This is a genomic window from Delftia tsuruhatensis NBRC 16741 (genome assembly GCF_001571325.1).
GTDB classification, from domain to species: Bacteria; Pseudomonadota; Gammaproteobacteria; order Burkholderiales; family Burkholderiaceae_C; genus Comamonas; species Comamonas tsuruhatensis.
On the sequence record NZ_BCTO01000073.1, the window covers coordinates 1 to 12,275 of the forward strand.

Here is a 12,275-nt window from a genome sequence, read left to right on the forward strand (position 1 = left end):
CCAAGATCATTGCCTAACTGATTCGTAGGGGTATAGCTCAATTGGCAGAGCGTCGGTCTCCAAAACCGAAGGTTGTAGGTTCGATTCCTACTGCCCCTGCCACCTGATGGTGGAATCGCAACGAGCCCGCCCCAAAGCGGGCTTCGGTGTCTTGGCGTTGCGCAAAAAATGCGCATTAGAAATGGATTATGGCCACTACTCAGGTTGAAACGGTCAGCTCCGGAGCTGACAAAGCCAAGCTTGCCGCAGTCGCGGCTTTAGTCGTTGCTGCGATCGCAGGTTTCTATCTGCTGAGCAAGCAAGGTCCCATCGTTCAGTGGCTGGTGCTGCTGGTCGGTCTGGCTGCGGCTGCTGGCACGTTCCTTGTTTCCGAGCCCGGAAAGCGTTTCGTCAGCTTTGCGCAGGATGCCTGGCGCGAAGTCAAGAAGGTCGTCTGGCCGACGCGCAAGGAGACCATGCAGATGACCTTGTACGTCTTCGGCTTTGTGGTCATCATGGCCTTGTTCCTGTGGTTCACGGACAAGACGCTGGAGTGGGTCCTGTATGACCTGATTTTGGGCTGGAGGAAGTAATGGATGCTGTCGAAACAGGTGTGAACGACGGAGGGGCAACGCCTGCCAATCCGGATCTGCGCTGGTACATCGTCCATGCCTACTCCGGCATGGAAAAGGCCGTGGAGCGCAACATCATCGAGCGCATCGCGCGTTCGGACATGCAGTCCAAGTTCGGCCGCATCCTGGTTCCCACCGAGGAAGTGGTGGAGATGAAGAACGGCCAGCGCCGTACCACCGAACGCCGCTTGTTCCCTGGCTACGTGTTCGTCGAGATGGTCATGGACGACGACACCTGGCACCTGGTCAAGCACACCAGCAAGGTGACGGGTTTCGTGGGTGGTGCCAAGAACCGCCCCGCACCGATCTCCGAAGAGGAAGTGCGCAAGATCGTCAGCCAAATGCAGGAAGGCACGGACAAGCCGCGCCACAAGATCGAATTCATGCCCGGCGAACTGGTGCGTGTCAAGGAAGGCCCGTTCACGGACTTCAATGGCTCGGTCGAAGAGGTCAACTACGAAAAGAGCCGCCTGCGCGTCTCGGTGATGATCTTCGGTCGCTCCACGCCGGTCGAGCTTGAATTTGCCCAGGTTGAAAAAACCTGAGTTACCGCTTACAATCTCTGGCTCTGCATTTTTAGGCTCGGTGCAGGGCGTGTCAGCAAGAGTCTTTTAACCCCCGGGGAGCTGCCGGCTGCAACTATTGTTGGTTGGGCCGGCGGCGCTATACCCGCAAGGAGCATTCAATGGCGAAGAAAATCGTCGGCTTCATCAAGCTGCAAGTGCCAGCTGGTAAGGCCAATCCCTCTCCTCCGATCGGTCCTGCGCTGGGTCAGCGCGGCCTCAACATCATGGAATTCTGCAAGGCGTTCAACGCCCAGACCCAAGGTGTCGAGCCCGGCCTGCCCCTGCCCGTGGTCATCACGGCCTTTGCCGACAAGAGCTTCACCTTCATCATCAAGACGCCTCCGGCGACTGTGCTGATCAAGAAGGCCATCAAGCTGGACAAGGGCTCCTCCAACCCCCTGAAGAACAAGGTCGGCAAGATCACCCGCGCTCAGCTGGAAGAGATCGCCAACACCAAGCTGAAGGACATGAACGCTGCTGACGTCGACGCCGCCGTGCGTACGCTGGCTGGTTCGGCCCGTTCGATGGGCGTGATTGTGGAGGGCGTGTAAATGGCCAAGTTGACCAAGAAGCAAAAGGCTCTCCAGGGCAAGGTGGAGTCCACCAAGCTGTACGCTTTCGCCGACGCCGTGGCGCTGGTGAAGGAAGCCGCCACCGCCAAGTTCGATGAATCCATCGACGTGGCCGTGCAACTGGGCGTGGACGCCAAGAAGTCTGACCAAGTGGTTCGTGGCGCCGTCGTGCTGCCCCACGGCACTGGCAAGACCGCCCGCGTGGCCGTGTTCGCCCAAGGCGCCAAGGCTGAAGAAGCCAAGGCTGCTGGCGCCGACGTGGTCGGCATGGACGACCTGGCTGCCCGCGTGAAGGCTGGCGACATGCCCTTCGACGTGGTCATCGCTGCCCCCGACGCCATGCGCGTCGTCGGTACGCTGGGTCAGATCCTGGGCCCGCGCGGCCTGATGCCCAACCCCAAGGTGGGTACGGTGACTCCCGATGTGGCCACGGCCGTGAAGAACGCCAAGGCTGGTCAGGTGCAATACCGCGTCGACAAGGCCGGCATCATCCACGCCACCATCGGCCGCCGCTCGTTCGACAACGAGAAGCTGCAAGGCAACCTGGCTGCGCTGATCGACGCCCTGAACAAGTCCAAGCCCGCCTCGAGCAAGGGCCTGTACCTGCGCAAGGTGGCTGTTTCGTCGACCATGGGTGTGGGCGTTCGCGTCGACACGCAAACCATCTCGGCCTGATAGCCAAGAAATCTTGAGGCGGCTTGCGGGCTGCCTCAGTGGTGGGCCGGCGCAGCGATGCGCCGGGTCATCCAAGACCGTTGGTGTGCCTTGCGGCACTTAAACCTCAGGGGCCAACGCAGATGGCGATCCCGCTGCAGATGGATGCATTTCCAAAACAGTTGGTCGCTGCAACAAGAGCGCGCATGAGGGGCCTGCCCCGAGTGTGCATTTGAAGGAGTAGACCTTGAGTCTTAATCGCAGTGAGAAAGAAGCGGTCATCAATGAAGTGACCAGCCTCGCCGCAAAAGCTCAAACGCTTGTGATCGCGGAATACCGCGGCATCACGGTCGCCGACATGACCAAACTGCGCGTTGACGCCCGCAGCAAGGGTGTGAGCCTGAGCGTGTTGAAGAACACGCTGGCCCGCCGTGCTGTGGCTGGCAGCCAGTTCGACGTTGTCGCCGACCAGATGACCGGCCCTCTGATCTATGGCTTCTCTGAAGACGCAGTGGCTGCCGCCAAGGTGGTGGCCGACTTCGCGAAAACCAACGACAAGCTGGTGATCCGCGGTGGTGCGTTTGCAGGCAAGGCCCTGGACGTGAACGGTGTGAAGCAACTGGCGAACATCCCCTCGAAGGAAGTTCTGCTGGCACAACTGTGTGGCTTGCTGATGTCGCCTATCTCGCGTACGGCCGTTGTGCTGGGCGCCCTGGCGGCAAAGAAGAGCGAAGGCTCTGCCGAAGAACCGGCAGCCGAAGCAGTCGCAGCCTGAGCGCGCGGCAGTTAACCAATATTGTTAGGAAATCAAAATGGCATTCGATAAAGACGCATTTCTGACCGCGCTCGACGGCATGACGGTCCTGGAACTCAATGACCTGGTGAAGGCCATTGAAGAGAAGTTCGGCGTGAGCGCTGCCGCCATGGCCGCTCCCGCTGCTGGTGGCGCTGCTGGCGGCGCTGCTGCTGCAGAAGAAAAGACCGAGTTCAACGTTGTGCTGACCGAAGCCGGCGCGAACAAGGTTTCCGTCATCAAGGCCGTGCGTGAAATCACCGGCCTGGGTCTGAAGGAAGCCAAGGACCTGGTCGACGGCGCTCCCAAGAACGTCAAGGAAGGCGTTGCCAAGGCTGACGCTGAAGCCGCTGTGAAGAAGCTGGTGGAAGCCGGTGCCAAGGCTGAACTGAAGTAATTCAGTCCCCTCAAGGGCTGGAGGCTCCGAAAAAGGGCCTCCAGCCTTTGGCGCTTGTGGAGAGCGTATCCATAGAGCACACTAGAAAGCGGTCTGGAGCAGCCTGTTTTCTAGTGTCTTCTGACAACCCGACAGCAGAAGATGCCTTGGTTCGGGCGATGTGCAACGCATCGCCGTCAGCCATGGTTGGTAGTGGCCAACCGCCAAGCCCGCAGGGAGCTTTCCATGTGGGGCAGTCGTCGCAGACCCAGGACTCATGTCTTTGCCCGGAGATCTCATGGCCTATTCTTACACCGAACGCAAGCGAATCCGCAAAAGCTTCGGGAGCCGCGACAGCGTGCTCGAAGTGCCTTACCTGCTGCAGATGCAAAAAGATGCATATACCGCATTCTTGCAGGCAGATGTAGCCCCCAAAAAACGCACCATCGAAGGCCTGCAAGCGGCCTTCAACTCTGCCTTCCCCATCGTCTCCCACAACGGTTTTGTGGAGATGAAGTTCGTCGAGTACAACCTCGCCAAGCCTGCTTTCGATGTGCGCGAGTGCCAGACCCGTGGTCTGACCTTCGCCTCTGCCGTGCGCGCCAAGGTTCAGCTGATCATCTATGACCGTGAGTCTTCGACCTCGCAGTCCAAGGTGGTCAAGGAAGTCAAGGAGCAAGAGGTCTACATGGGCGAAGTGCCCCTGATGACCGACAAGGGCTCGTTCATCATCAACGGCACCGAGCGCGTCATCGTCTCGCAGCTGCACCGCTCGCCTGGCGTGTTCTTCGAACACGACAAGGGCAAGACCCACAGCTCGGGCAAGCTGCTGTTCTCGGCACGCATCATTCCTTACCGCGGCTCGTGGCTGGACTTCGAGTTCGACCCCAAGGACCTGCTGTTCTTCCGCGTCGACCGTCGTCGCAAGATGCCCGTGTCCATTCTGCTGAAGGCCATCGGCCTGACGCCGGAATCGATCCTGGCCAATTTCTTCGTCAACGACAACTTCCGCCTCATGGATTCGGGCGCGCAGATGGAGTTCGTCCCCGAGCGCCTGCGCGGCGAGGTCGCGCGCTTCGACATCACCGACAAGTCGGGCAAGGTCGTGGTCGCCAAGGACAAGCGCGTCACTGCTCGCCACACGCGTGAGCTGGAGCAGTCGGGCACCAAGTTCATCAGCGTCCCCGAAGATTTCCTGATCGGCCGCGTGGTCGCCAAGAACATCGTCGATCCGGACACTGGCGAGATCATCGCCAAGGCCAACGAAGAGCTGACCGAGTCCCTGCTCAAGAAGCTGCGCAGCGCCGGCATCCAGGATCTGCAGTGCATCTACACGAACGAGCTGGACCAGGGCGCCTACATTTCGCAGACCCTGCGCACCGACGAAACCGTCGATGAGTTCGCTGCGCGCGTGGCCATCTACCGCATGATGCGCCCCGGCGAGCCGCCGACCGAGGACGCCGTGCAGGCCCTGTTCCAGCGCCTGTTCTACAACCCCGACACCTACGATCTTTCGCGCGTGGGCCGGATGAAGTTCAACGCCAAGGTCGGCCGCGATGGCGCCACCGGCCCCATGGTGCTGTCCAACGAGGACATCCTGGCCGTGGTCAAGATCCTGGTGGATCTGCGCAACGGCAAGGGCGAGGTCGATGACATCGACCACCTGGGCAACCGCCGCGTGCGTTGCGTGGGCGAACTGGCCGAGAACCAGTACCGCACGGGCCTGGCACGTATCGAGAAGGCCGTGAAGGAGCGTCTGGGTCAGGCCGAGCAAGAGCCGCTGATGCCCCATGACCTGATCAACAGCAAGCCGATTTCGGCCGCCCTGAAGGAATTCTTCGGTGCGTCGCAGCTGTCGCAGTTCATGGACCAGACCAATCCTCTGGCCGAAATCACGCACAAGCGTCGCGTCTCGGCCCTGGGCCCGGGCGGTCTGACGCGCGAGCGCGCAGGCTTCGAAGTGCGCGACGTGCACGTGACCCACTACGGCCGCGTCTGCCCTATCGAAACGCCTGAAGGCCCGAACATCGGCCTGATCAATTCGCTGGCCCTGTACGCCCGCCTGAACGAGTACGGCTTCATCGAGACGCCTTACCGTCGCGTGGCCGACGGCAAGGTCACGATGGAGATCGACTACCTGTCGGCCATCGAGGAAGGCAAGTACATCATCGCCCAGGCCAATGCCGAGCTGGATGCCGAAGGCCGCCTGATCGGCGACCTGGTGTCGGCGCGCGAAAAGGGTGATTCGACCCTGGTGTCGGCCGAGCGCGTTCAGTACATGGACGTGTCGCCCGCACAGATCGTGTCGGTGGCTGCCTCGCTGATTCCGTTCCTGGAGCACGATGACGCGAACCGCGCATTGATGGGCGCCAACATGTCGCGTCAGGCCGTGCCTGTGCTGCGTCCCGAAAAGCCCATGGTGGGCACGGGCATCGAGCGCGTGGCGGCAGTGGACTCCGGCACCGTGGTGACGGCAACCCGCGGCGGTATCGTGGACTATGTCGATGCAACGCGCATCGTGGTCCGCGTGAACGATGCGGAAGCCGTGGCCGGCGAAGTCGGCGTGGACATCTACAACCTCATCAAGTACCAGCGTTCCAACCAGAACACCAACATCCACCAGCGTCCCATCGTCAAGCGTGGCGACAAGCTGGCCAAGGGTGACGTGGTGGCCGACGGCGCATCGACCGACCTGGGCGAAATCGCCATCGGTCAGAACATGCTGATCGCCTTCATGCCCTGGAACGGCTACAACTTCGAGGATTCGATCCTGATCAACGAGCGCGTGGTGGCCGAAGACCGCTACACCTCGATCCATATCGAAGAACTCGTGGTGATGGCCCGCGACACCAAGCTCGGTGCCGAGGAAATCACGCGCGACATCCCGAACCTGTCCGAGCAGCAGCTCAACCGCCTGGACGAGTCCGGCATCATCTACGTGGGTGCGGAAGTGCAGCCCGGCGATGTGCTGGTCGGCAAGGTCACGCCCAAGGGCGAGACCACGCTGACGCCTGAAGAGAAGCTGCTGCGCGCCATCTTCGGCGAGAAGGCTTCCGACGTGAAGGACACCTCGCTGCGCGTGGACCAGGGCTCGCAAGGCACCGTGATCGACGTGCAGGTCTTCACCCGTGAAGGCATCCAGCGCGACAAGCGTGCCCAGCAGATCATCGACGATGAACTCAAGCGCTACCGCCTGGACCTGAACGACCAGCTGCGCATCGTCGAGGCCGACGCCTTCGACCGTATCGAGAAGCTGCTCAATGGCCGCGTGGCCAACGGCGGCCCGCAAAAGCTGGCCAAGGGCGCCAAGATCGACAAGGCCTACCTGGACGGCGTGGAGAAGTTCCACTGGTTCGACATCCGTCCTGCAGAGGACGAGGTCGCCACCCAGCTCGAGTCCATCAAGAACTCGCTGGAGCAGACGCGCCACAGCTTCGACCTGGCTTTCGAAGAAAAGCGCAAGAAGCTCACCCAGGGCGACGAGCTGCCCGCTGGCGTGCTCAAGATGGTCAAGGTCTACCTGGCCGTCAAGCGCCGCCTGCAGCCCGGCGACAAGATGGCCGGCCGCCACGGCAACAAGGGCGTGGTCTCCAAGATCGTTCCGGTCGAGGACATGCCCTACATGGCCGACGGCTCCACTGCCGACATCGTGCTGAACCCGCTGGGCGTGCCTTCGCGCATGAACATCGGCCAGGTGCTGGAAGTGCATCTGGGCTGGGCCGGCAAGGGCCTGGGCCAGCGCATCGGCGACATGCTGCAGCAGGAAGCCCGTGCCGCCGAAATCCGTGCCTTCATGGAAGAGATCTACAACTCGCGCGGCCGCAAGGAAGACCTGGCCCAGCTCGATGACAACGAGATCGTGTCCATGGCGCAGGCGCTGACCACGGGCGTGCCGTTTGCCACGCCGGTGTTCGACGGCGCTTCCGAGCAGGAAATCCAGGACATGCTGCATCTGGCATATCCGGAAGAGCTGAAGGAGCGCAAGGGCCTGACCGAAAGCCGCACGCAGGCCTACCTGTATGACGGCCGCACCGGTGACCGCTTCGAGCGTCCGACCACCATCGGCTACATGCACTACCTGAAGCTGCACCACTTGGTCGACGACAAGATGCACGCCCGCTCCACGGGTCCGTACTCTCTGGTGACGCAGCAGCCCCTGGGCGGCAAGGCCCAGTTCGGCGGCCAGCGTTTCGGGGAAATGGAAGTGTGGGCGCTGGAAGCCTACGGCGCCGCCTATGTGCTGCAGGAAATGCTGACCGTGAAGTCCGACGACGTGGTGGGCCGTACCAAGGTGTACGAATCCATCGTCAAGGGCGAGCACGCCATCGAGGCAGGCATGCCCGAGTCGTTCAACGTGCTGGTCAAGGAAATCCGCTCCCTGGGCCTCGACATCGAGCTTGAGCGTTCTTAAATATTGAAAAGGGAAAGAGTCTTATGAAATCTCTACTCGACCTGTTCAAGCAATTCACGCCCGATGAGCATTTCGATGCCATCAAGATCGGCCTGGCTTCTCCCGAGAAGATCCGTTCCTGGTCCTTCGGCGAGGTGAAGAAGCCCGAGACCATCAACTACCGCACGTTCAAGCCCGAGCGCGATGGTCTGTTCTGCGCCAAGATCTTTGGCCCCATCAAGGACTACGAGTGCCTGTGCGGCAAGTACAAGCGCCTCAAGCACCGCGGCGTGATCTGCGAGAAGTGCGGCGTCGAAGTGACCCAGACCAAGGTGCGCCGCGAGCGCATGGGCCACATCGACCTGGCTGCGCCCTGCGCCCACATCTGGTTCCTGAAGTCGCTGCCGTCGCGTCTGGGCCTGGTGCTCGACATGACGCTGCGCGACATCGAGCGCGTGCTGTACTTCGAAGCCTACGTGGTGACCGACCCCGGCATGACCCCGCTGAAGAAGTTCAGCATCATGACCGAGGACGACTACGAGGCCAAGCGCACCGAGTACGGTGACGAGTTCGAAGCCAAGATGGGCGCCGAAGGCATCAAGGACCTGCTCGAAGGCATCGACATCGACGTCGAGACCGAGCGCCTGCGCGGCGACCTGACCGGCTCCGAAGTCAAGGTCAAGAAGAACGCCAAGCGCCTGAAGCTGCTGGAAGCGTTCAAGAAGTCCGGCATCAAGCCGGGCTGGATGGTCATGGAAGTGCTGCCCGTGCTGCCCCCGGACCTGCGTCCGCTGGTGCCGCTGGACGGCGGCCGCTTCGCGACGTCCGACCTGAACGACCTGTATCGCCGCGTCATCAACCGCAACTCGCGTCTGCGCCGCCTGCTGGAGCTGAAGGCTCCGGAAATCATCGCGCGCAACGAAAAGCGCATGCTGCAGGAAGCAGTGGACTCGCTGCTGGACAACGGCCGCCGTGGCAAGGCCATGACGGGCGCCAACAAGCGTGCCCTGAAGTCGCTGGCCGACATGATCAAGGGCAAGAGCGGCCGTTTCCGCCAGAACTTGCTGGGCAAGCGCGTGGACTACTCGGGCCGTTCCGTGATCACGGTGGGTCCGTACCTCAAGCTGCACCAGTGCGGTCTGCCCAAGCTGATGGCGCTGGAACTGTTCAAGCCCTTCATCTTCGCGCAGCTCGAGCAGCGCGGCATCGCCACCACCATCAAGGCGGCGAAGAAGGAAGTGGAATCCGGCACGCCCGTGGTGTGGGACATCCTCGAAGAGGTCATCAAGGAGCACCCGGTCATGCTGAACCGTGCTCCCACGCTTCACCGCCTGGGCATCCAGGCCTTCGAGCCCATCCTGATCGAAGGCAAGGCCATCCAGCTGCACCCGCTCGTCTGCGCGGCCTTCAACGCCGACTTCGACGGTGACCAGATGGCCGTCCACGTTCCGCTGTCGGTGGAAGCACAGATGGAAGCCCGCACGCTGATGCTGGCCTCCAACAACGTGCTGTTCCCCGCATCGGGCGAGCCCTCCATCGTTCCTTCGCAGGACGTGGTGCTGGGTCTGTACCACGCGACGCGCGAGCGCATCAACGGCAAGGGCGAGGGCATGGTCTTCGCCGACATCGGCGAAGTGCAGCGCGCGCTGGACGCCGAGCAGGTCGAGCTGGCCGCCAAGATCAGCGTTCGCCTGACCGAGTGGACGAAGAACAAGGACTCCGGCGAGTTCGAGCCTTCGACCAGCCTGGTGGAAACCACCGTGGGCCGCGCCCTGATGTCCGAGATCCTTCCCAAGGGCCTGCCGTTCAGCCACATGAACAAGGCGCTCAAGAAGAAGGAGATCTCCAAGCTCATCAATGCCTCGTTCCGCAAGTGCGGTCTGAAGGCCACGGTGGTGTTTGCCGACAAGCTGCTGCAAAACGGCTTCCGCCTGTCCACGCACGCCGGCATCTCGATCGCCATCGGCGACATGCTGGTGCCGCCGCAAAAGGCCGAGATCATCGGCCGTGCCGAAGCCGAGGTGAAGGAGATCGAACAGCAGTACGTCTCCGGTCTCGTGACCGCTGGCGAGCGCTACAACAAGGTGGTGGACATCTGGGGCAAGGCCGGCGACGAAGTCTCCAAGGTCATGATGGCCCAGCTGGCCAAGGAAAAGGTCATCGACCGCCACGGCAACGAAGTCGAGCAGGAATCGTTCAACGCCATCTACATGATGGCCGACTCCGGCGCCCGCGGCTCGGCCGCGCAGATCCGCCAGCTGGCCGGCATGCGTGGCCTGATGGCCAAGCCTGACGGCTCCATCATCGAGACGCCCATTACGGCGAACTTCCGTGAAGGCCTGAACGTTCTGCAGTACTTCATCTCCACCCACGGCGCCCGAAAGGGTCTGGCCGACACGGCGTTGAAGACGGCCAACTCCGGCTACCTGACGCGTCGTCTGGTGGACGTGACGCAGGATCTGGTGGTCAACGAGGACGATTGCGGCACGAGCAATGGCGCACTGATGCGCGCCATCGTCGAAGGCGGTGAAGTCATCGAATCGCTGCGCGACCGCGTGCTGGGCCGTACCACGGCCGAGGACGTCGTGCATCCCGAGACGCTGGCCGTGCTGCTGCCCGCAGGCACGCTGCTCAACGAAGACGTGATCGACGAGCTGGAATCGCAAGGCGTGGACGAGATCAAGGTCCGCACCGCGCTGACCTGCGAAACCCGCTACGGCCTGTGCGCCAAGTGCTACGGCCGCGACCTGGGCCGCGGCGGCCTGATCAACCTCGGCGAAGCCGTGGGTGTGATCGCCGCCCAGTCCATCGGCGAGCCCGGCACGCAGCTGACCATGCGTACCTTCCACATCGGTGGTGCCGCTTCGCGCGCTGCCATCGCCTCGAGCGTGGAAGCCAAGTCCAACGGCTCCATCAGCTTCAACAGCACGATGCGCTACGTCAGCAACACCAAGGGTGAGCTGGTCGTGATTTCGCGTTCGGGCGAAATCGTCATCAGCGACAACGGCCGCGAGCGTGAGCGCCACAAGGTGCCCTACGGTGCCGTGCTGACCGTCAGGCCCGACCAGCAGGTCAAGGCCGGTCTGATCCTGGCCAACTGGGATCCGCTGACCCGACCCATCATTACCGAGTACGCCGGCCAGGTGCGCTTCGAGAATGTGGAAGAGGGCCTGACCGTGGCCAAGCAGGTCGATGAAGTGACCGGCCTGTCCACGCTGGTGGTGATCGATCCCAAGCGCCGTGGCTCTGCCAAGGTCGTGCGTCCCCAGGTCAAGCTGATCGATGCCAACAACCAGGAAGTCAAGATCCCCGGCACCGACCACTCGGTGACGATCGGCTTCCAGGTCGGCGCTCTGATCCAGGTGCGTGACGGCCAGGACGTGGGCCCCGGCGAAGTGCTAGCCCGTATCCCTGTCGAAGGCCAGAAGACCCGAGACATTACCGGCGGTCTGCCCCGCGTGGCCGAGCTGTTCGAAGCCCGTACGCCCAAGGACAAGGGCACGCTGGCCGAGATGACCGGCACCATCTCCTTCGGCAAGGAAACCAAGGGCAAGGTGCGCATGCAGATCACCGATCTGGATGGCAAGGTCTGGGAAGAACTCGTGCCCAAGGAAAAGAACATCCTGGTGCACGAAGGCCAGGTGGTCAACAAGGGTGAGTCCATCGTCGACGGCCCGGCCGATCCGCAGGACATCCTGCGCCTGCTGGGCATCGAGGAGCTGTCGCGCTACATCGTCGATGAAGTGCAGGACGTCTACCGCCTGCAGGGTGTGAAGATCAACGACAAGCACATCGAGGTGATCGTTCGCCAGATGCTGCGCCGCGTCGTGGTCGAGAACACCGGCGACTCGACCTACATCGCTGGCGAGCAGGTCGAGCGTTCGGAGATCCTCAATACCAACGAGGCGCTGCAGCGCGAAGGCAAGATCCCTGCCACGTACTCCAACGTGCTGCTGGGTATTACCAAGGCATCGCTGTCGACCGACTCCTTCATCTCTGCCGCGTCGTTCCAGGAAACGACCCGCGTGCTCACCGAGGCTGCCATCATGGGCAAGCGCGACGAGCTGCGTGGCCTGAAGGAAAACGTCATCGTGGGTCGCCTGATCCCCGCCGGTACGGGTCTGGCATACCACCAGGCGCGCAAGGCCAAGGACGCCATGGACGACGCAGAGCGCCGCGCCATCGCCGACGCCGAAGCGGCCGAACTGGCCGGTGTGATGGCTGACGACGACGCTGGCGTGGCTGCCGTCGCCGGTGACGCTTCCGCTGACTGATAGGCGGTGTCACCCCCTGAGCGGCTGTGCCGCTTGCCC

General features: G+C 62.3%; 8 protein-coding genes and 1 tRNA gene. All 9 read left to right on the forward strand.

The window, feature by feature from the left end; all coding sequences use genetic code 11:
• The first annotated feature begins 26 nt into the window (after positions 1 to 26).
• The 9 genes from DTS01S_RS26770 to rpoC all read left to right on the forward strand — a co-directional run bounded on the left by DTS01S_RS26770 (position 27) and on the right by rpoC (position 12,236).
• Positions 27 to 102: transfer RNA gene (locus DTS01S_RS26770), tRNA-Trp, on the forward strand.
• Positions 103 to 188: 86 nt separating this feature from the next.
• On the forward strand, positions 189 to 572 hold the full coding sequence (gene secE / locus DTS01S_RS26775; protein WP_012202436.1) for a preprotein translocase subunit SecE: 384 nt from the start codon (positions 189 to 191) through the stop codon (positions 570 to 572).
• Positions 572 to 1,156: a transcription termination/antitermination protein NusG gene (nusG, locus tag DTS01S_RS26780; protein WP_016450388.1), complete on the forward strand. Its 585-nt coding sequence runs from the start codon at positions 572 to 574 to the stop codon at positions 1,154 to 1,156. Before secE ends, nusG begins: the two co-directional genes overlap by 1 nt.
• 140 nt (positions 1,157 to 1,296) lie before the next feature.
• Positions 1,297 to 1,728 (forward strand): 50S ribosomal protein L11, encoded by a 432-nt coding sequence (rplK, locus tag DTS01S_RS26785; protein ID WP_012202438.1) that lies wholly within the window; start codon positions 1,297 to 1,299, stop codon positions 1,726 to 1,728.
• Positions 1,729 to 2,424, forward strand: coding sequence for a 50S ribosomal protein L1 (gene rplA, locus DTS01S_RS26790; protein ID WP_016450389.1), 696 nt, complete (start codon positions 1,729 to 1,731; stop codon positions 2,422 to 2,424). It abuts the gene before it with no gap.
• A gap of 226 nt (positions 2,425 to 2,650) precedes the next feature.
• On the forward strand, positions 2,651 to 3,178 hold the full coding sequence (rplJ, locus tag DTS01S_RS26795; RefSeq protein ID WP_016450390.1) for a 50S ribosomal protein L10: 528 nt from the start codon (positions 2,651 to 2,653) through the stop codon (positions 3,176 to 3,178).
• A gap of 37 nt (positions 3,179 to 3,215) precedes the next feature.
• Positions 3,216 to 3,593, forward strand: coding sequence for a 50S ribosomal protein L7/L12 (gene rplL, locus DTS01S_RS26800; RefSeq protein ID WP_012202441.1), 378 nt, complete (start codon positions 3,216 to 3,218; stop codon positions 3,591 to 3,593).
• A gap of 277 nt (positions 3,594 to 3,870) precedes the next feature.
• Positions 3,871 to 7,983, forward strand: a complete 4,113-nt coding sequence (gene rpoB, locus DTS01S_RS26805) for a DNA-directed RNA polymerase subunit beta (RefSeq protein ID WP_016450391.1) — start codon at positions 3,871 to 3,873, stop codon at positions 7,981 to 7,983.
• Between the two features lie 23 nt (positions 7,984 to 8,006).
• On the forward strand, positions 8,007 to 12,236 hold the full coding sequence (rpoC, locus tag DTS01S_RS26810) for a DNA-directed RNA polymerase subunit beta' (RefSeq protein WP_016450392.1): 4,230 nt from the start codon (positions 8,007 to 8,009) through the stop codon (positions 12,234 to 12,236).
• The last annotated feature ends 39 nt before the right edge of the window (positions 12,237 to 12,275 follow it).

What these genes read in the sequence shown, in the direction of transcription:
- secE (WP_012202436.1), top strand. Translation starts at nt 189, where the DNA reads ATGGCCACTACTCAGGTTGAAACGGTCAGCTCCGGAGCTGACAAAGCC.
- nusG (WP_016450388.1), top strand. Translation starts at nt 572, where the DNA reads ATGGATGCTGTCGAAACAGGTGTGAACGACGGAGGGGCAACGCCTGCC.
- rplK (WP_012202438.1), top strand. Translation starts at nt 1,297, where the DNA reads ATGGCGAAGAAAATCGTCGGCTTCATCAAGCTGCAAGTGCCAGCTGGT.
- rplA (WP_016450389.1), top strand. Translation starts at nt 1,729, where the DNA reads ATGGCCAAGTTGACCAAGAAGCAAAAGGCTCTCCAGGGCAAGGTGGAG.
- rplL (WP_012202441.1), top strand. Translation starts at nt 3,216, where the DNA reads ATGGCATTCGATAAAGACGCATTTCTGACCGCGCTCGACGGCATGACG.
- rpoB (WP_016450391.1), top strand. Translation starts at nt 3,871, where the DNA reads ATGGCCTATTCTTACACCGAACGCAAGCGAATCCGCAAAAGCTTCGGG.
- rpoC (WP_016450392.1), top strand. Translation starts at nt 8,007, where the DNA reads ATGAAATCTCTACTCGACCTGTTCAAGCAATTCACGCCCGATGAGCAT.